The sequence below is a fragment of the Comamonas koreensis genome, from assembly GCF_014076495.1.
Lineage (GTDB): Bacteria > Pseudomonadota > Gammaproteobacteria > Burkholderiales > Burkholderiaceae_C > Comamonas > Comamonas squillarum.
Map to the genome: position 1 here is coordinate 446,799 of NZ_CP043575.1, position 19,637 is coordinate 466,435.

Below are 19,637 nucleotides of genomic sequence, written 5' to 3' on the forward strand. Positions count from 1 at the left end.
TTTTCTATCAATCACCATGCCCAAGCGCTCCGCCCCCTCATTTCAGGCCCCTGCCCTCTGCGCAGCGCTCCTGGGCCTTTTGCCTGTATGGGCCCATGCCCAGCCACTGCGGCCTTACCAAGCCAGCTGGGCCACCTGGGGCCTGGGTCTGTGCCTGGCCGCGCTGATGGTGGTGGTGGCGCTGGAGGCGCTCTACACCTTCCGCCACTACGCCTTCACGCTCAACCGCCTGTTCGCACGCCAGCGCCCGCTGTATGCCGGCATCGAGCAGGCGCACTGGCCGCACATCACCGTCTTTATTGCAGCGCACAACGAAGAGGCCGTGATCTCGGGCTGCATCGAGGCGCTCCTGGATGTGGACTATCCGCGCGATCGCCTGACGATCATGCCGGTCAATGACCGCTCGACCGATGGCACGCGCCAGATCATCGACAGCTATGCCGACCGCCACCCTGGCCGCCTGCAGCTGTTCCACCGCCAGGAAGGCCCTCCAGGCAAGGCCGCGGCGCTCGCCGATGCCACCGCCATCGTCCAGGCCCGGGGCGAGTCCGAGCTGATCGTGGTGTTCGATGCCGACTACCTGCCGGGCAAGAAGATCATCAAGCAGCTGGTCGCCCCCTTCCTCGACCCCGAGGTGGGCGCCGTCATGGGCCGCGTGGTGCCCCAGAACGCCGGCGTGAACCTGCTCACCCGCCTGCTCGATCTGGAGCGCTCCGGTGGCTACCAGGTCGACCAGCAGGCCCGTTTCAACATGGGTGCGGTGGCGCAGTACGGCGGCACCGTGGGCGGCATTCGCCTGAGCGCGCTGCAGGATGTGGGCGGCTGGACCCCCGAGGTGCTGGCCGAAGACACCGACCTGACCTACCGCCTGCTGCTCAAGGGCTGGCAAACCGCCTACCTGGGCTACGCCGAATGCTATGAGGAAGTGCCTGAGAGCTGGGCTGTGCGTTTTCGCCAGATCAGCCGCTGGGCCAAGGGCCACAACCAGGTGATGACCAAGCTGGGCACCGAGATGCTGACCCGCAAGGGCCTGCGCTGGATGGAGCGTGTCGACGGCGTGGCGCTCCTGGGCGTGTTCCTGATGTCGCCCATCTTGCTGGTGGGCTGGCTGCTGGCCCTGGTGCTGACGGTCACCGGCTACGGCATCGGTGCCAATGTGAACATTGCCTTGCTGATGCTGCTGATCGCCACCGGTTTTGCCTGCGTGGGCAACTTCGCCGCCTTCTTCGAAGTGGCCGCTGCCGTGCACCTTGACGGCCACCAGCGCCGCCTGCGCCTCTTGCCGCTGCTGCTGACGGGCTTTGTCGTCAGCATGGTGGCCGTCTCCAAGGCCACGATCGACGGGCTGCTGCTCGACAAGCTGTTCAAGCGCCAGTTCAAATGGGACAAGACCGTGCGCTACCGCCAGGCGCCCGCCGCTGCCCCGGTCGTCTCGCCCGCAGCCCTGCCTGAAGCACGTGTATGAGCGCCCCCGTCCATCCCCTGCTGTTTGGCAGCATGTGGCTGACCGTGACCGCCCTGGTCTTCCTCTTGCCGCTGCTGCCGGCGCTGCGCGAGCTGTATTCGCGCAGCGATGCCGATGCACTGGCCATCGATCCGCTGGACAACGGCCGCACGGACTACACGGCCCAGCGCATGGCCGAGCAACTCGATCTGCTCGAAGCCATGCCGCGCGTGGCCCAGTGGCAGCACGATGACCAGGGGCGCCTGATGGTGCCCCGTGGCCAATCGCGCCTGATGGCCCGGACCGAGGTGCCGGTCGTGATCGGCTTCAGGTCCCAGCTGCGCACCCTTGTCTCCAGCGACATCGTCGAGCTGCAGGCCAACAGCGTGGTGCAACGCGTGCTGCATGCCAAGAGCATCCACTGCCTGGGCCCGGCCCAGCTGGCCCGCCTGACCAGCGCCGAGCGCCATATCGTGCTCTCGCCCGGTGCGCGCTTTTTGCGCCTCTCGGCCGCCTGCATCTTTACCTGGCCCCTCAAGCGCTCGCTGCAGTTCCCGCTGCCCGAGCTGGGCACCGGCATGCCGCTGACGACGCTGCAGCGGCGCCATGAAGGCGACCTGCGCATTCCCGCCGGCACCATTGTGCGCGGTGGCCTGGTGGTCACCGGCAACCTGCTGATGGAAGAGATGTCCGTGGTCGTGGGCCATATCAAGGTGCATGGCAATGCCGTGCTGGCCCAGAGCGCCTGTGTGCAGGGCGCGGTGTTCGTGCAGGGCGACCTGCAGACCAAGGGCAACAACTATGTCGAAGGGCCACTGTGCGCCGGCAAGCGCCTGCAGCTGGGCCCCGACAGCCAGGTGGGCGACAAGGAGTGCCCCAGCAGTGTCTCGGCCTGGACCATTGCCTTACACGCCAGTGTCCGCGTCTATGGCAGTATGGCTGCTGTACGTTCCGGACAGGTGGTGCTATGAAAACACGCAATCTCTGGATCGCCTCGGCAGCCATGGCCTGGCAGCTGGCAGGCGCAGCGCAGCCGGACGAGCCCCCGGCGCTGGCCGCCTTTGCCACCGGCGATGGCGCCTACTACACCACCTTGGGCGGCCAGGTCGTAGACCCTTACTTCGTCAACAAGGGCTTCACGATCGCGCTGCAGGCGGGTGTGCCGCTACGCGCCGAGCTGCAGCAGTGGCTGGCCTGGCTGCTGCCGCGCCAGCGCCAGGATGGCGGCTTTGACCGCTTTTGCCCCACCGCAGACACTGCCTGGCGCAGCTGCATGGGCGCCGATGCCGACGACTCCATGGCCGCCACCACGATCGAGATGCTGCACTTGGCGCGGCAGAAGCAATGGCTCACTCCTGGTCAGCAGGCCGCTGCCCAGCAGGCCATTGCGCGCAGCCAACAGCTGCTCGCGCGCCTGCGCAACCCCAGCAACCAGCTCTACAAAGCCTTGCTGGACACCGAGCTGTACTACCTGATGGACAACATCGAGGTCTACGAAGCGCTGCGCGCGGCCGAAGGGGCGCAGGCGGGCCCCGCCTCCAAGCAGCTGGCAGCGGCCATCAACCGGCGTTTTCGCAGTGGCAGCGACTGGAAACCGGCCTTGCCCGAATACGACCGTCCGCGCTTTTATCCCCATACCCTGGCCAGCGCCTACCTGTGGCAGACCGGGGTGATTTCCCGCGCCGAATCGGACCGCGCCACCGCCCAGTGGCTGGCCCAGCATGGCAGCGCCTGGCTCTCGCGCAGCGAAGACCACTATGCATGGGGCCTGGTTGCATGGAAAATGCGTCAGACCGCACCGATCCAGGCCGCCTGCTGGCGTGCATCGCTACGGCCCTTCCAGCCTGCGGTAGGCTGGACCGTGTTGGATGCGATGATCGACCACGCGCTGGCGCACACGGGTATCAGCACCCAGTGCCCTTTTGCAATGGCCACGGCGCCCGCGCCGGTGCCCGCGCCGGTGCCCGCGCCGGTGCCCGCGCCCACAACCACCCCGGCTGCCAACCCTTGAGGCTGACACCATGAACAAGCTCTTGCGCTGGAAAAAATGGCTGGCCGCCACCGCAGTGGTGCTGTGCCTGCTCGCCGTCATTGGCTGGCACCAGTCACGCAGCCTGCAGGCCAGCCAGCACTACGCCACCATCAGCTTGCTGATCCCCGATGGCATGCCCGCCCATGCGCCCCAGGTGCAGATCTGGAGCGAGGCAGCGCGCGAGCGCGGCCTGCTGCTCAAGCCGCTGGCGATCAGCGAATGGATGCGTGGCATCCACTATGGCGCCCCCGCTGCGCAGCAGGCGGTGATCCTGCCCGATACCTTCCACCGCAATATCTCTGATGCGGCAGTGCAGACCCTGATCGACGTGGTGCAGGCTGGCGGCCAGGCCATGGTGGTGCAGGACGGCGGCATGCTCGACGAGCGCGGCTACTACAGCAAGGGCACATCGCGCCTGTCGCAGATGCTCGGCGTGCGCTATGGCGACTACGACACCTACAAGGACCAGCTGTCCGACTATGAAGAGATCCGGGGCGCGCCCACCACGATGGAGCTGCTGGGCATCCCGCCCGGGCGCTACCTCGATGCCAAGGCCGCTGCCAAGCTCACTGCGATCGACCCCGAGGAGCTGGCGGTCGATCAACCTGGCTTTCCGAGCTTCATTGCCGGCTACACCAAGGATTCGCAGCGCTTTACCGTGCTCAAGACCGACCGCCCCCAGGGCGCACGCATCCTGCTGCAATCGAGCAATGGCGATGTGGTGGCCAGCGTCAACCGCTGGGGCAAGGGCCAGGCGATGTTCATCAACCTGCCGCTGACCTATTTGCTGCAGCGCACCGACGGCATTTTCCTGCACGGTTTTCTGGCCTACTTTGCCCAGCAGCTGGTGCAGCAGCCGCAACTGCTGGCCTCACCGGACGGCATTGGCGCGCTGGTGCTGAACTGGCACAACGACGACGGCCGGGCCATCGGCTTTTTGCACGAGCTGCAGGAAGCGGGCATTTTTGACCACGGCCACCAGTCCTTGCACTTCACCGCCGGCCCCGATGTGAACCAGCCAGGCGACGGCCTGGGCATGGACCTGGACTACAACGAAGACGCCCAAAAGATGATCCAGATGCTGCTCAGCCAGGGCCACAGCATCGGCAACCACGGCGGCTGGATCCACAACTATTTCGGCAACAACGCCTCCGACGACAACGCCGACGATTTCATGCCGTTTCTCGACCTGAACAATGCCTCGGTCACCAAGGCCAACCATGGCCTGCAGCCCAAGGAATACTCGGCCCCCAACGGCAATACGCCGCTGTGGACCTATGACTGGATGGCCGAGCACGGCGTGCAGTCCTTTTACACGGTGGCCAACGTCGGCATGCCGCCCACACGGCTGTGGTTGGGCACGCGCCAGGTCCAGCAGTCCTGGGCCTTCCCCGTGCTGACCTACGGCCAGGTTGCGTCGGCCGAAGAGGCCTCGTTCCAGAAGATACCGGTTGCCGAGTTCGGCCAGTGGCTGCAGCAGGTGGCGGGCTTTATCGAACATACCCGCAGCATCCGCCTGAGCTACTTTCACCCGATTGGCGCGGTGGAGTACCTGCCAGCGGTCAAGGCCTACATCGACAGCGTACAGGCCTGTGCGGACCGCAAGCAGTGCCAGTTCATCTCGATGGGCGAGGCGGCCGACTTCCTCAGTCGGCGCAACCAGGTGCAGTGGTCCATCGCGGCCGAGGGCGACAACGACCTGCTCAGGGCCAGCCACCCGCAGTCCCTGGCCGCGATGGCCTGGACTGTGCCCAAGACAAAATATGCGGCCGTGCGTGTGCGCGCTGGCCAGGCCCAGGTGCAAGCCACCGATAGTGCCTGGCTGGTGCGCGTGCAGGACGGTCAAGAACTCAGCCTTGAAATGCGTCGCCAAAAATGAGCTCCTCCACCCCTTCCTCCTCCTTGTCCGTCGCGGCCATCATGGGCACCCGGCCCGAGATCATCAAAATGGCCCCGGTGGTGCTGGCGCTGCGCCAGCGCGGTATCACCACCCATGTGCTGCACACCGGCCAGCACGAAGAGATGGCCTGGCCGCTCTATGAATTTTTCGGCATCGCGCCCCAGGAGGTGATCCGCCTCAAGCGCGAGGTCGCCACCTTGCCGGCGCTGTCGAGCGAGCTGATGTCGGCCATCGGCAGCACCCTGGCCAGCCTCCAACCGGCCGTAGCGCTGGTGCATGGCGACACCAGCAGCGCGGCCATGGGCGCGCTCGCGGCCGCCTTCCTGCAGATCCCCGTCGGCCATGTCGAGGCCGGTCTGCGCTCGGGCCGCATCTCCGAGCCTTTCCCCGAAGAGATCAACCGCAGCCTGATCGGCCGCGTGAGCCAATGGCACTTTGCCCCCACCGGCCAGGCCCGCGAGAACCTGGAGAAGGAAAACGTGCCCGGCGAGATCGCGGTGGTCGGCAACACCGTCGTCGACGCCGTGCTGCTGGCCGCGCGCCATGTGCGCACGCAGCGCACTGCCGGCCAGCCGGTGGCCAACCCCGACTACCAGTGGTTCGTCGACAGCGGCCTGCGCCAGCTGGTGCTGGTAACGGCACACCGGCGCGAGAACTGGGGCGCGCCCATGGTGGAGATCGCCCATTCGGTGGCGCGCCTGCTCGAGCAGCACCCTGAGGCCGCCGTGGTCTGGCCGGTGCACCTGAACCCGCTGGTGCAGCAGGTGGTGCGCGGCGTGCATGGCGCCAGCTCCGCAGACGTGCAGCGCCGCTGGCGCCTCACGGCCCCGCTGGATTACGCGCCCATGGTGGAGATCATGGACGCCGCCCAGCTGCTGCTGACCGACTCGGGCGGTATCCAGGAAGAAGGCCTGTCACTGCACAAGCCCCTGCTGGTGATGCGCGATGTGACCGAGCGTCCCGAAGTCATCGCCTGCGGCGCCGGCCTGCTGGTGGGCACCGAGGCCGAGCGCATCCTCTCGGCCGCCAGCCATGTGCTGGCCACCGGCCAACTGCCCGGCCTGCCGCCCGCCTCTGTGGACAACCCCTTTGGCGATGGCAGCAGCGGCTTGCAGATCGCCGCCGCAATTGCCCGCCATCTGCAGCCCTCCTCCCTCTGAACAACCTCTACAAGAACCCCATGAACACCTTCTTCCTCCGCAGCTCCATGGCGCTGAGCGCCGCCGCCTTGCTGGCCCCTGCCATGGCCCAGACCACCGGTGCCGGCACCACAGCGCCCATCACCGAGCCCGCCGCCGCGCCTGCAGCACCGGCCGCAGACTTCGAGCCGGGCCAGCGCGGCCGGGTTGATATCGGCGCGGGCTTCTCCAGCCTGACCGGCGGCAACAGCAACTGGAATGACGAGTACGTGCGCGGCTATGTCGGCCTCAAGCCCGGCACCGTCCTGAACTGGGACCTGGCCAGCCAGCGCCACTTCGACCAGCGCGGCACCGTGGGCGCGCTGTCGCTGACACACACCTTGTCGCCCTGGTGGTACATGTCGGTGGGTGCCAGCTCCGGCTCGGCCGACTTCCAGAACAAGTACCGCGGTGACATCGCCATCTACCGCAAGTGGACCGAGAGCCAGCAGTGGGTGACGGGCCTGTCGCTGATGAAATCGGCCAGCCGCGACGGCATCCACCGCGACACCGGCATCACCGCCTCGGTCGCCTACTACTCGACCAACGACTGGGTCGGCGAAGGCGGTGTGGTCTACAACAAGTCCAACCCCGGCTCGGTCGAAGGCTACCGGGGCTTTGCCGCGCTGACCATGGGCCGCGAAAAGCAGCACTACTTCACCGCCCGCATCGACCATGGCAAGGAAGGCTACCTACCCACCGGCGCCATCGCCAACGGCGTGGGCAACCAGGTCGGCTTCCAATCGACCGAGCTGAGCCTGCAATGGCGCCAGTGGCTGGGCAAGGACTGGGGCTACCTGGTGGGCGGCCAGTTCTACCGCAACCCCTACTACAACCGCAAGGGCCTGAGCGCTGCGGTGTTCTTCGACTTCTAAGGCCAGGCCATGTCGTTGCGCATGACCCGCCAGCACCGGGGCCTCAGAAGCTACATCTGGACCTGGCAGCACAGCGCCCAGCTGCTGGTGCTGCTGCTGGCCTTCTGGCTGGTGCTGTGGTGGGCTGCGCCGCTGTTGATGCACCGCTGGGCCGATGTGCTGGCCTGGGCCTGGCCGCACCTGGGCCTGGGCAGCAGCGAGGGGGTCGAGGTGCAGACCACATCGCTGCTGGGCGTGCCCATCGAGGTGGTGCGCACACATTTCTATGTGCCGCCCCCCAGCCTCTGGCAATGGTGGGGTGGCGCGCTGCTGTCGCTGGGGCTGATGGCGCTGTCCTTTGTGCTCTCGCGCGAGCGCCTGCCGCTGATCTACGGGCTGCGCATCGTCGCGCTGTTGGGCATCGTGGGTCTGCTGTCCTACGAGTTCCTGCCCACGCTGGCCGTCAGCGACGTCAACCGCCTGCTGGCCGACAACATCCTGGACATGGGCCTGGCCATGCTCTGGCTGCTGCCGGCCGTGCATGCGCTGGTGCTCTACATCTTCCCGATCCCGGTGCTGCACAAGGTCGCCGCCACGATGACCGGCATGCTGATGCTGGTCGTCAGCATTCCGCTGCAGGCCGCCTCGCTCGCCTGGCTGGCCCAGCAGTTCAGCCTGCTGGTCACCTTGCCCTTGTACATGCTGTTCAGCTTTTTGCCCCAGATTGCGGCGCAGCTGGGCATCTACGGTCTGTTCATGAGCTTTGCGCCAGCGCCTGAGCGAGGGGGCGCCTAGCTGGGGGCGCCCACTTCGCTGCACCTCGCCGGGGGCACCTCGCCGGCCGCACCTCGCCGGCCGCACCTCGCCGGCCGCACCTCGCCGGCCACCCCCTCCTCCAGGATCCAAAAAGTTTCCCAAGCAACGATTAGCCGACGAGACCCTGTTGGCTTGCCACTGGGCGGACAATGCGCCGTGGCCCTGTCCGCAGGGCCCAGACCAACCGATCGACCCATGGCGCCCGGTGGCCGGCCACCGGGCAGGCCCGCTGGGGCGCCGCCAAGGAGAAAACAATGCTGTATCTGGTTCGCATGGATGTGAACATTCCCCATGACCTGCCCCAAGCGCAGGCCCAAGAGATCAAGGCCCGCGAGAAGGCCTATTCGCAAGATCTGCAGCGCGATGGCCGCTGGAAGCACATCTGGCGCGTGGCGGGCGAGTATGCGAACTACAGCGTGTTCGATGTGGAATCGAACGACGAGCTCCACGGCCTGCTGCAGGCGCTGCCGCTGTTCCCCTACATGAAGATCTCGGTCACGCCGCTGGCCCAGCACCCCTCGGCCATCGCCCAGAACTGAGTCGGCGCGCCGGCAGGGGCCGGCCACCCGCTTGTACGACGCACACCCTCGCGAGCAGCGACGGTGTGCGTTGTGCTTTCCGGCTTGGATGCGCGGACTACAGCTGCACGCGCAGCTCGCCGATGCCGTCAAACTGCACCCGCACTGCATCGCCAGGCGCCGCCTGCAGCAAGCCGCACCAGCTGCCCGTGGTCACCACCGTGCCGGCGCGCAGGCTGCCAAAGTGCGCCGTCGCATGGCGCAGCCACTGCGGCAGCAGCCAGGCCGGGTCCTGCAGGCCATAGCTGCGCTCAAAGGCCTGGGCGGGCTGCGCGCCGATCTGGACCGTGCAGCGCTGCGTGCTGCCATCCACCGGGCGGTAGGGCTGCCAGGCGCCCAGCACCAGCGCGCCGTGGCAGAGCAGGTCCGCCGCCTTCAAGGCCGCAGGCGCCTGCAGCTGCTGCTGCCAGCGTGAATCGACGATCTCGATGCTCAGCGCCATCGCATCGATCAGCTGGGCGGCGCTGGCCTCATCGAGCGCAGCGGCCTGGTCCGCATCGACCGATTGGCCCAGGCGCAGCGCAATCTCCGCCTCAACCCCGCGCAGGAAAAACGGGGTGGCACGCAGATCGGCGCCGCCACCGTGCACCCCTTGGGGCGGCAGAGGCGCATGGCCCAGCGGCTGGCTGCGGCTGGGTCCACCCGATTTCCAGTACTGGGGCGCTTGGGCGGCGTCCCCCCAGCGCTGGGCCCGCTCGCGGTGCACGGCGATGATGTCGGCAGGCGCCAGGCTCGCCGGCCAGGCGGCCGCGTCGATGGCGGCGCCGGCCCCGGTGGCGGTCTGCAGCGCCTGGGCCAGGGCAGCGGGTTGAAAGGTCGAAGCGGTGTCGGCAGAGGGCATGGCGATGGCGTTCGAAAGTGTAAAAAGTCCAATCGGCATAGCGTAACGGACAGCGCCGCCCGCCCCTGTCACCGCAGCAAACACGCTACATGTAAGCAGAACCGGTGCAAGGTTATGCAAAAAAAGCATTCCATCCCAATCATCCGGCCTTGGACAAAGGTATAGAGCGGATTTAAGCTGTACAGACCTTTTCAACCGCATGGATCGTATGCCGTCCAACAGCACTCCCGCCGCAGCGCCACAACACGCTCTGCCTTCCTACCTCGACCCCAAGCACCTGGGCCCCTGGGGCAACTACCTGCAGCAGGTCGACCGCGTCACGCCTTACCTGGGCTCGCTGGCCCGCTGGGTCGAGACGCTCAAGCGCCCCAAGCGCGCGCTGATCGTGGATGTGCCCATCGAGATGGACAACGGCACGATCGCCCACTTTGAAGGCTACCGGGTGCAGCACAACCTGAGCCGCGGCCCGGGCAAGGGCGGCGTGCGGTTCCACCAGGATGTGACCCTGTCCGAAGTGATGGCCCTGTCAGCCTGGATGTCGATCAAGAATGCCGCCGTGAACGTGCCCTACGGCGGCGCCAAGGGCGGTGTCCGCGTCGACCCCAAGACCCTGTCCAAGGGTGAGCTCGAACGCCTGACCCGCCGCTACACCAGCGAAATCGGCCTGTTCATCGGCCCGTCCAAGGACATCCCGGCACCGGACGTGAACACCAACGGCCAGATCATGGCCTGGATGATGGACACCTACTCGATGAACACCGGCGCCACCGCTACCGGCGTGGTCACCGGCAAGCCCATCGATCTGGGCGGCTCGCTCGGCCGTGTCGAGGCCACCGGCCGCGGCGTGTTCACCGTGGGCGTCGAGGCCGCCAAGCTGTCGGGCCTGGCCCTGCAAGGCGCCAAAGTGGCGGTGCAAGGTTTTGGTAATGTGGGCGGTACGGCAGGCAAGCTGTTTGCCGAAGCGGGCGCCATCGTCGTGGCCGTGCAGGACCACACCGGCACCATCTTCAACGCCAAGGGCCTGGATGTGCCCGCCGTGCTCGAGCACGTGGCCAACACCGGCGGTGTGGGCGGCTTCAAGGGCGCCGACAAGATGGCCAACGAGGACTTCTGGTCCGTCGACTGCGACATCCTGATCCCCGCTGCACTGGAAGGCCAGATCAACGCCAAGAACGCCGCCAAGATCAAGGCCAAGATGGTGATCGAGGGCGCCAACGGCCCCACCACCACCGAAGCCGATGACATCCTGAACGACAAGGGTGTGCTGGTGCTGCCCGATGTGATCGCCAACGCGGGCGGCGTGACGGTGAGCTACTTCGAATGGGTGCAGGATTTCTCCAGCTTCTTCTGGAGCGAAGACGAGATCAACGCCCGTCTGGTGCGCATCATGCAAGAAGCCTTTGCCGCTGTGTGGCAAGTGGCGCAAGAGAACAAGGTCTCCCTGCGTACCGCCACCTTCATCATCGCCTGCCGCCGCATTCTGCACGCACGCGAGGCACGTGGTCTGTACCCATAAAGCCAGAACGACTCCACGCATTGCTAGCGGCCTTCGGGCCGCTTTTTTTGCGCCCTGCTTCCGCGCACGCAAAGCATGGCTTTCGCAAGTGCGAAGGCCCAATGCGCGCTGGTGCAGGCAAACCCCATCACGCCGCTGGGTGGAACTCCCTATCGTGAGCCCTTAACGATAAATACGGAGACAACGCCATGCGCTTTGCGCGCCGCCGCGCCCTCGCGGCCCTGCTGCTTTCCCCCCTGCTGGCCTTTGCGGCCGACTGGCCGTCCCGCCCCATCGCCATCGTCGTGCCCGCAGCAGCTGGCGGCACCACCGATATCGCAGCGCGCCTGCTGGCCCAGAAGATGGGCTCCTCGCTCAAGACCAGCGTCATCGTCGAGAACAAGGCCGGCGGCGGCGGCAGCATCGGCACCGCCTATGTGGCGCGCGCCAAGCCCGACGGCTACACCTTGCTGATGGGCAACATCGGCCCGGTGGCCATCAATTTCAGCCTCTACAAAAAGCTGGCCTATGGCCCCAACGACCTGCGCGGCATCACCAATGTGATCTCGGTGCCCAACATCCTGGTGGTGCATGCCAACTCCCCCATCCAGAACGTGCAGCAGCTCGTGGCACTGGGCAAGCAAAAGCCGCTGACGGCCGCGACCTCCGGCGTGGGCCAGTCGCCGCACATGTCCACCGAGCTGTTCCGCCAGCAAAGCGGGCTCGATGTCACCCTGGTACCCCACAGCGGCGCAGCGCCTGCGGTTACTGCGCTGCTGGGCCAGCAGATCGATTTCATGATCGACAACCTGCCCAGCTCGATGCCGCATATCCAGTCGGGCAAGTTCCGGGCGTTGGCCATCACCAGCCGCGAGCGCTCGGCCCAGCTGCCCGATGTGCCGACGATGCGCGAGGCCGGTGTGCCGATGGATGTGACCGCCTGGTTTGACCTGCTCGCCCCGGCGGGCACGCCGGATGCCATCGTCAACCGCCTGCAGCAGGCAGCGCATGAGGCACTGCAAAGCGCCGACATCCGCCGCACCTTTGCCGAGCTGGGTGGTGTGCCCGGCGGCGAGACGGCGGCCGAGCACGACGCCTTTATCGCGCAGGAGCGCAAGCGCTGGGCCGAGATCGTGCGCGCCGCCAACCTGTCTCTGGACTGATTTCCTTCGTTTGCATGTTTGCTATGTCTGACACTTCCTCCTTCCAACTCGCCCAGCCCTTTGGCTCCATCCCCGCCCTGGTGCTGGCCCAGGCCCAGGAGCGCCCCGAGCACACCGCGCTGGTGCTGGGCGCCACGCGCCTGAACTACGCCCAGCTGGCCCAGGGCATGCGCCAGGTGGCCTGCGCGCTGCAGCAGCAAGGCCTGCAGGCCGGTGATGTAGTGGCCATCTGCGCCAGCACCTCGGTGCCTTATGTGCTGGCCTACCTGGGCGCGCTGCAGGCCGGGGTGGTGGTGGCACCGCTGGCGCCATCGGCCACGGCCGAGCACCTGAGCGCCATGCTGGACAACGCCGAGGCCAAGCTGCTGCTGCGCGATGCCGAGGTCGCCGCCCAGTGGCCGCTGGCCAGCACGGCCGAGCGCCCCTGCATCGCGCTGGACGATACCGCACAGGCCGGCACGCGCTGGAGCGACTGGCTCGCCCAGGTGCCCGCCGGCCAGGCGCCCCAAGCGGTGCAGCCCACGCCGCAGTGGCCCTTCAACCTGATCTACTCGTCGGGCACCACCGGCGTGCCCAAGGGCATTGTGCAAAGCTGGGGCATGCGCTGGTCGCATGTCAAGCGCGCAGCCACCAACGGCTACGGGCCCGATGCGGTATCGCTGTGCGCGACGCCGCTGTACTCCAACACCACCTTGGTGGCGGTCCTGCCCACGTTGGCGCTGGGCGGCACTTTGGTGATGATGCGCAAGTTCGACGCGGCCCAGTACCTGCAGCTGGCCCAGGACGAGCGCGCCACCCACACCATGCTGGTGCCCGTGCAGTACCAGCGCCTGCTCGACTGCCCGGCGTTTGACCAGACCGATCTGCACTTGCTGCAGCACAAGTTCTGCACCAGCGCTCCGTTCAAGACCGCGCTCAAGGCCGAGGTGCTGCGCCGCTGGCCCGGGCGCCTGATCGAGTACTACGGCATGACCGAAGGGGGCGTGCGCTGCGAGCTGCACTGCCACCAGTTCCCCGACAAGCTGCACACCGTCGGCCGCGCCGGGCCGGACGCCGATCTGCGCTTTATCGACGAGGACGGCCAGGAGCTACCCCAAGGCGCGCAGGGCGAAATCGTCGGCCGCTCGGCCGGCATGATGACCGGCTACCACCGCCAGCCCGACAAGACCCGCGAGGCCGAGTGGATCAGCCCCAGCGGCGAGCGCTTTATCCGCAGCGGCGATGTGGGCCAGATGGATGCCGATGGCTTCATCGTGCTGGGCGACCGCAAGAAGGACATGATCATCACCGGCGGCTTCAACGTCTACCCCAGCGATATCGAGGCCGTCATGCTGCAGCACCCCGAGGTGCGCGAGTGCGCGGTGATCGGCGTGCCCTCGGACGCCTGGGGTGAGAGCCCCGTCGCCTATGTGGTGCCCCAGCCCGGCAGCAGCCCCCAGCCGGCCGAGCTGCAGCAGTGGCTCAACAGCCGTGTGGGCAAAACCCAGCGCGTGGCCGACCTGGTCATCCACAGCCAACTGCCGCGCAGCGAGATCGGCAAGGTGCTCAAGCGCGAGCTGCGCACGCTGTACGCGAGCCAGGTTAGCCAGTCTGCCGCTTGATTGCCGCCAACACCCGTCCAACAACAAGACCAGGAGACACGACTTGACCCATCGCCACACCACTTCCCTCCGGCGCAGGCAGCTGGCCGGCCTGCTCTCAGGCTTGGCGGTCGCCAGCGGCATGCTGCTGGCCGGCATGGCCCATGCAGCGCCCTGGCCCACCAAGCCGATCCAGCTGGTCATCCCCTACCCCCCTGGGGGCAGTGCCGATCTGCTGGGCCGGCCGCTGGCCTTGCAGCTGCAGCAGCAGCTGGGCCAGCCGGTGGTGCTGGAGTACAAACCCGGGGCCGGTGGCACCCTGGCCTCGCAGTATGTGGCGCGTGCCAAGCCCGACGGCTACACCGTGCTGATGGTGCTGGCCGCGCATGCGATCAATGACAGCCTCTACCCCAAGCTGCCCTATGACACCCGCAAGGACTTTGCACCGGTCTCGCTGGTGGCCAACCTGCCGATGATCGTCGTGGGCAGCAGCAAGCTGCAGGCCAAGAACATTGGCGAGCTGGTCAAGGCCGCGCAGGCCGCCCCGGAAAAGCTCACCTATGGCTCGGCCGGCAATGGCAACACCGGCCACCTGGCTGGGGCGCTGTTTGCCAGCACCGCCGGCGTCAAGATGACCCATGTGCCCTACAAGGGCAGTGCCGGCGTCGTCAATGCGATGCTGGCCAGCGATATCGACCTGACCTTTGACAGCATCTCCACCTCGATCCCGCATGTGCGCAGCGGCAAGCTCCATGCGCTGGCCGTCACCAGCGCCAAGCGCTCGGCGCTGGCACCCGAGATCCCCACCGTGCAGGAGCAGGGCTTTCCGGGCTTTGACATCAATGGCTGGTACGCGGTGATCGCCCCGGCGGGCACCCCGGCCGACATCACCGGCAAGCTCAGCCGCGAGATTGCGACCGCGCTGCAAAACCCCGCGCTGCAGTCGCAGCTGGCCGCCAGCGGCTATGAGCCCGTCGGCTCCACGCCCGAAGCGCTGGGCGCCCATATCGACCGCGAGATGGAGCGCTGGGCTGCTGTCGTCAAAGCCACTGGCGCCCGCATCGAATAAAAGGCTCAGGCCCCAACAACAATGCCCTGGCAAGCCAGGGCATTTTTCATGGGGAAGTTAACGCAGATCAGCGGCTTTGGCGCGCGCTGGCCTGGGCTTCCAGTGCGGCGCGCAGCGCATCGTCATTGCTGCCCTGCTCGCTGCCGGCATCCGGCGTCACCTTGCGCAACAGGCCGGTGATGCGGCCCGAGTTCTGCATCAGGCGGTTGGCATACAGCGCGCCCTCGCCCGAGCCACGGGTATTGTTCCAGTTGCCCTCCGCCTGGTTGACGCTGAAGTTAAACCAGAAGCTCCGTACCGTTTCGCTCGAGGTGCCGCTGCGCATCTTCACGCACTGGGTCTTGCCGGTATCGACACCCCGGATGATCTGCTCGCAGGCAAACAAGCCGTCGTAGGAGACGGTCATGCCACTGCTGAAGGAAGAGCCGCCGGTGATGCGGGTCAGCTGCATGGTCTCGGTTTCGATATTGCCATTGCTGTCGCCATAGACCAGGCTCCACAGGCCCAGCAAGGAGGCGGGCGAGTTGTCATAGCCAAACTGGTAGCGCTTGATTTCCTTCTCGCCTTCGCCCGGCAGGGTGATGTAGCCCAAGGTGCCGCTGACAAAGCGGATGCGCACATTGCCAGGGCTGCCGCGCTCGACGCCGCTGCGGTCGCCACTGCCCAGGAAACGGCCGCCTTCGTAGCGGCCCAAGGTGGTCGTCAGCTCGCTGTTCTCGTTCAGGCGGCCGGTGGCCATGTAGAAGGTGGGCTGGCCGCTGCTTTCATAGGCATAGACCTGCATCACCAGCACGTCGTTTTGCACATCGACGGCAAAACCACGGCCGGGCCGGCCGTTGACTTCGTCGGAGATGATCCAGGTGCCGCCCTGGGGCACGTAGGCATGGGCCATTCCGGTAAGGGCCACGGCGGCCCAGGCAATCGCGTGTTTGAACATGTCGCTCTCCTATATCGGTGCGCCAATGTAGCGGCGCGGTAGCGGCGCGGTAGTGGAGCGAGTATATCGACGAGATTGCGGAGGTCTGTGTCAGAAAGTGTCCTGCCCTGCACCCCGTGCAGGCCGCTTTTTGAGAACCTGTTCAGGACGCGCTTTGCAGGCGCCGCTGGGCCTGCTGGTGGCGCTGCAAGGTCTTGTGGGCGAGTGCAATCACGGGGGCATCGACCATGCGGCCATCGACGACGCAGACCCCGCCTTGCGCTGCCTCGGCGGCAGCCAGCACCTGCTGGGCGCGCTGCAGCTGCGCCTCCGTCGGCGCAAAGGCCGCATTGATGGGCGCCACCTGCATCGGGTGGATGCTGAGCTTGCCACCAAAACCGCCGCGCAGCGCACGCGCCGCATCGGCCTGCACCACGGCGGCATCCTGGGTGTTGACTGTCACGCCATCGATGGGCGCGGGCAGCTGTGCGCGGCGCGCAGCCAGCACCACGGCCAGGCGCACTGGCACCAGCTCAGTCTCGTCCTCGGCGCAGGCCATGCCGGCATCGACCTGAAAATCCAGATGGCCAAAGGCCAGCCGCAAAACGCGCGGCGCGCGCGCAATCGCATCGATCGCATGCAGGCCCGCCACCGATTCGATGATGGGCACCAGCAGCCCTTGCGTACCCAGCGCCGGCAGCAGCAGCGCCATGGCATCGGCGGCCTCTGCCTTGGGCAGCACCACCCCGGCGGCGCCCTGCGCCACCAGCTGGGCCAGCGCCTGCAGGTCGCCATCAAACCAGGGCGTGCCATGGGCATTGATGCGCACCAGCACTCGGGCGCGCTCTGCCACTTGCAGCTGGCCAAAGGCGCCCAGCAAGGCGGCGCGGGCTCCTTCCTTGTCCTGCGGCGCCACCGCATCTTCCAGGTCCACGATCACCGCATCAGCCCCACTGGTTAGGGCCTTGGCGATGCGCTCGGGGCGGCTGGCCGGTACAAACAGCCAGGAGGTGGCGGTGGCGAGCGGATGCGCGTTGAGAGTCATGTCCATCAGTCTTCCGTTTATCAAAAAAGGGGCCCATGGCCCCTGCTCCTGCGCGGGTGAACGCCAGGCTTAGAGCCGCTAACACGACCCAGCAAACCGAAGGTTTGCGGTTGAGACTAGGCGTCCCCGACTAGGCGCCGAGCCGCAGGCAGGACAGTAGTACGACAAGGCTTGGCGCGGCCGGCCAGGCAACGACGTATCAAGGGTTGTGTTGGCGGCTCTTATTCGGCGGTCACGCCGGCTGCCTTGATCACCGTGTTCCAGCGTTTCACTTCGGATTCCAGCAAGGTCTTCAAGCTCTGCGGCGTGGCGCGGTCCGGCGTGACCAGCTCGCTGCTCAGGTCGGCAATGCGCTGCACCACGACGGGGTCCTTCAAGGCCACATTCAAAGCGGTGTTGATCTTGGTGATCACCTCGGCCGGCGTACCCTTGGGAGCATACATGCCGTGCCAGACCTTGACATCAAAGCCCTTCAAGCCCTGCTCATCGAGCGTGGGAATCTGCGGCATGGCAGTGAGGCGCTGGGGCGTGGTCACGCCAAACACCTTGACCCGGTTGCCGTCCTTGATGACCGGCGCGGTCTGCGTGGTCTGGTCGCACAGCAGATCAACCTGGCCGCCCATCAGATCATTCATCGCCGGGCCCGCGCCCTTATAGGGCACGGTGGTGAGCTTGACGCCCGCCTGGTACGCAAACAGCATGCCGCACAGCTGCGAGACGGCGCCAATGCCGGCATTGGCCAGCGACACCTTCTCCTGGTTGGCCTTCACATAGGCCATCAGCTCCTGGAAGTTGTTGGCCGGAAAGTCCTTGCGCGACAGCAGCGTCATCGGCACATCGAGCACCTGGCCGATGTACTCGAAATCCTTCAGCGGGTCGTAGGGCAGCTTCTTGTACAGCGATGGCGCCGTGGCCATGCCCATGTGGTGGATCAGGATGGTGTAGCCATCGTTCTTGGCGCGGGCCACGCGCGCTGGCGCAATCGTGCCGCCTGCGCCCACGGTGTTCTCCACCACCACGGTCTGGCCCAGCGACTTGCCCATCGGAATGGCCAGCATGCGGGCCACCACATCGGTGGGGCCACCGGCCGAGTAGGGCACCACCAGCACCACGGGTTTGGTCGGCCAGTCCTCCGCCTGGGCGTTGAGGTGCAGGCCCAGGCCGGCTGCGGCCATCACGGCGGCAGCGGCCACCGGGGTCAACATGCGAAAGCGCATTCTTGTCTCCTTGTCTGGGGACAGGTACATTGCCCGTCCCGGTAGGGGAAGGGGCCTGAACGGGCCCCCGCTGCGCAGCCACCAAGCTCCGGCGCTGCTGCTTTCTTTATACGGCGACCAACAGCTTTTCGACCCTGGTCCAATCCCGTACTTGCCACAGTTTCTGCACCGATTGCTGCATCTGCGCGGCGGGCACGGCGCGGCTGAATTCACCCAGGCGCAGCGCCTTGTCGGTCAGCTCCTCGCGGCTCAGGGTGTTGCCCGGGTCGCCCTTGGGCTCGTCGACCCGGCCTTCCAGCACGCGGCCATCGGTGGTGGTCACGGTCACCTTGCCAATCCAGCGCTGCGGGTAGGCGCCGTCCACCTCGGGGTCCAGCACCATGCGCACCTTGTCGCGCAGCGCCATCGTGTCTTCGGCGCGGAATTCGTTGTCGAATTCGTTGAGGCCGGCAAAGCCAAAGCGCGCAGCCAGCGCCAGCACCGTGCCCATCGAGAACTTGCTCTGGTGCACCGTGCTGGGGTCCACCACGGGGCCCAGTACATCGATCGCGGCCTGGTGCACATGGGTCACCACCTCGGCAATGTCCGAGACCTTGAGCTGGTGCGCGCGTACCACCTGCAGCAGCGCATCGGCGGCCGGGTGGGTGTGGCGGCAGGAGGCATGCCATTTGAAGGAGGTCTCGGGCGTCGCCCAGCGCGTGCCCAGGCCATCGATGAGGCGGGCCGGGTCGCTGTCGCTGGACATGCCAGCGGCCATGCCCTGCGCGCCGCAGAAGATATCGGCCGCGCCGGTAAAGCCATCCTTGGCCAGGTAGGCGGCCATCAGGCCGGCACCGGCGGCATGGGCGGTGTGCAGCTGCTTGCTGTCGGCCGCAGTGCGCAAGAACTCCCACAGGCCGGCCGATTGGGTGCCCGCCGAGCCAAAGGCATGCAGCATTTGATGCGCATTGAGGCCCAGCAGATGGCCCACGGCCGCCGCTGCTGCCAAGGTGCCGGCCGTGCCGGTGGTGTGGAAGATCTTGTAGTGCGAGCGGCCCAGAAACTCGCCCACGCGGATGCCCACTTCATAGCCGGCGATGCAGGCGGTCAGCAGCTCCTTGCCGGACTTGCCCAGCGCCTGCGCCACGGCCACGGCCGGGGGGAAGACGACCGCTGCCGGGTGGAACACCGAGCCGTTGTGCACATCGTCCTGCTCGGCCACATGCGAGGCGGCGGCATTGGCCATCGCCGCCAGGTAGGGGCTGCTGCTGCGGCCCTCGGGGCCGATCACCTCGGCCGGGCCCTGTGCCGGGCCCTGGCCCAGTGCAAAGCGGGTGATGCTGGCGACGGGGCGGGCATTGTGGCCGGCGACCACCGAGCCAAACCAGTCGACCCAGAGGTCTTCGGTTTTCTGCAGCACCGATTCAGGAATGTCGCTGTACTGCAGCTCGGCGGCAAAGCGGGCCAGTTGCGCCGCGGGCGTGGGGGATGAGGTTGCTGTGGTCATGTTCTTGTCTCTCCAACAGATAG

Annotated in this window: 17 protein-coding genes; 12 read left to right on the forward strand and 5 right to left on the reverse strand. The window is 66.8% G+C overall.

Annotated elements, in window-relative coordinates; all coding sequences use genetic code 11:
* Positions 1-16 precede the first annotated feature (16 nt).
* From F0Q04_RS02120 to catC, 8 genes are all read left to right on the forward strand, one after another.
* Entirely contained in the window at positions 17-1,465 is a 1,449-nt protein-coding gene (locus F0Q04_RS02120) for a glycosyltransferase family 2 protein (RefSeq protein ID WP_116927459.1), read from the forward strand.
* Positions 1,462-2,415: a polymer-forming cytoskeletal protein gene (locus F0Q04_RS02125; protein WP_182344226.1), complete on the forward strand. Its 954-nt coding sequence runs from the start codon at positions 1,462-1,464 to the stop codon at positions 2,413-2,415. Before F0Q04_RS02120 ends, F0Q04_RS02125 begins: the two co-directional genes overlap by 4 nt.
* Positions 2,412-3,455, forward strand: coding sequence for a hypothetical protein (locus tag F0Q04_RS02130; RefSeq protein ID WP_182344228.1), 1,044 nt, complete (start codon positions 2,412-2,414; stop codon positions 3,453-3,455). The genes F0Q04_RS02125 and F0Q04_RS02130 overlap by 4 nt, the downstream gene beginning before the upstream one ends.
* A 10-nt stretch (positions 3,456-3,465) precedes the next feature.
* Positions 3,466-5,355: a hypothetical protein gene (locus F0Q04_RS02135; protein ID WP_182344230.1), complete on the forward strand. Its 1,890-nt coding sequence runs from the start codon at positions 3,466-3,468 to the stop codon at positions 5,353-5,355.
* Complete coding sequence (gene wecB / locus F0Q04_RS02140) at positions 5,352-6,536, forward strand: non-hydrolyzing UDP-N-acetylglucosamine 2-epimerase (RefSeq protein ID WP_182344232.1); 1,185 nt, start codon at positions 5,352-5,354, stop codon at positions 6,534-6,536. Before F0Q04_RS02135 ends, wecB begins: the two co-directional genes overlap by 4 nt.
* Before the next feature lie 20 nt (positions 6,537-6,556).
* The gene (locus tag F0Q04_RS02145) at positions 6,557-7,429 is read left to right on the forward strand and encodes a YaiO family outer membrane beta-barrel protein (protein WP_182344234.1); all 873 of its coding nucleotides are present in this window, start codon (positions 6,557-6,559) and stop codon (positions 7,427-7,429) included.
* 9 nt (positions 7,430-7,438) lie between these two features.
* Positions 7,439-8,203: a hypothetical protein gene (locus tag F0Q04_RS02150; RefSeq protein ID WP_182344236.1), complete on the forward strand. Its 765-nt coding sequence runs from the start codon at positions 7,439-7,441 to the stop codon at positions 8,201-8,203.
* Positions 8,204-8,478: 275 nt separating this feature from the next.
* Entirely contained in the window at positions 8,479-8,763 is a 285-nt protein-coding gene (catC, locus tag F0Q04_RS02155; protein WP_116927452.1) for a muconolactone Delta-isomerase, read from the forward strand.
* A 97-nt stretch (positions 8,764-8,860) separates the two neighbouring features.
* Here catC and F0Q04_RS02160 read toward each other — a convergent pair whose 3' ends face one another.
* Positions 8,861-9,643, reverse strand: coding sequence for a fumarylacetoacetate hydrolase family protein (locus tag F0Q04_RS02160; protein WP_182344238.1), 783 nt, complete (start codon positions 9,641-9,643; stop codon positions 8,861-8,863).
* A gap of 199 nt (positions 9,644-9,842) precedes the next feature.
* Between F0Q04_RS02160 and F0Q04_RS02165 the strand changes: the two genes are divergently transcribed.
* The 4 genes from F0Q04_RS02165 to F0Q04_RS02180 all read left to right on the forward strand — a co-directional run bounded on the left by F0Q04_RS02165 (position 9,843) and on the right by F0Q04_RS02180 (position 14,950).
* Positions 9,843-11,159, forward strand: coding sequence for a Glu/Leu/Phe/Val family dehydrogenase (locus F0Q04_RS02165; RefSeq protein WP_420093970.1), 1,317 nt, complete (start codon positions 9,843-9,845; stop codon positions 11,157-11,159).
* Between the two features lie 188 nt (positions 11,160-11,347).
* Positions 11,348-12,301, forward strand: a complete 954-nt coding sequence (locus F0Q04_RS02170; protein WP_182344240.1) for a Bug family tripartite tricarboxylate transporter substrate binding protein — start codon at positions 11,348-11,350, stop codon at positions 12,299-12,301.
* A gap of 23 nt (positions 12,302-12,324) precedes the next feature.
* The gene (locus tag F0Q04_RS02175; protein ID WP_182344242.1) at positions 12,325-13,902 is read left to right on the forward strand and encodes a class I adenylate-forming enzyme family protein; all 1,578 of its coding nucleotides are present in this window, start codon (positions 12,325-12,327) and stop codon (positions 13,900-13,902) included.
* Positions 13,903-14,023: 121 nt separating this feature from the next.
* Complete coding sequence (locus tag F0Q04_RS02180; protein ID WP_182345526.1) at positions 14,024-14,950, forward strand: tripartite tricarboxylate transporter substrate binding protein; 927 nt, start codon at positions 14,024-14,026, stop codon at positions 14,948-14,950.
* A gap of 67 nt (positions 14,951-15,017) precedes the next feature.
* Here F0Q04_RS02180 and F0Q04_RS02185 read toward each other — a convergent pair whose 3' ends face one another.
* The 4 genes from F0Q04_RS02185 to F0Q04_RS02200 all read right to left on the reverse strand — a co-directional run bounded on the left by F0Q04_RS02185 (position 15,018) and on the right by F0Q04_RS02200 (position 19,614).
* Positions 15,018-15,887 (reverse strand): hypothetical protein, encoded by an 870-nt coding sequence (locus F0Q04_RS02185; protein ID WP_021024706.1) that lies wholly within the window; start codon positions 15,885-15,887, stop codon positions 15,018-15,020.
* Positions 15,888-16,029: 142 nt separating this feature from the next.
* Complete coding sequence (locus F0Q04_RS02190; protein WP_232539486.1) at positions 16,030-16,917, reverse strand: HpcH/HpaI aldolase/citrate lyase family protein; 888 nt, start codon at positions 16,915-16,917, stop codon at positions 16,030-16,032.
* Positions 16,918-17,132: 215 nt separating this feature from the next.
* Positions 17,133-18,086, reverse strand: coding sequence for a tripartite tricarboxylate transporter substrate-binding protein (locus tag F0Q04_RS02195; RefSeq protein ID WP_232539630.1), 954 nt, complete (start codon positions 18,084-18,086; stop codon positions 17,133-17,135).
* 148 nt (positions 18,087-18,234) lie between these two features.
* Positions 18,235-19,614, reverse strand: a complete 1,380-nt coding sequence (locus tag F0Q04_RS02200) for an MmgE/PrpD family protein (RefSeq protein ID WP_182344244.1) — start codon at positions 19,612-19,614, stop codon at positions 18,235-18,237.
* Between the last annotated feature and the right edge of the window lie 23 nt (positions 19,615-19,637).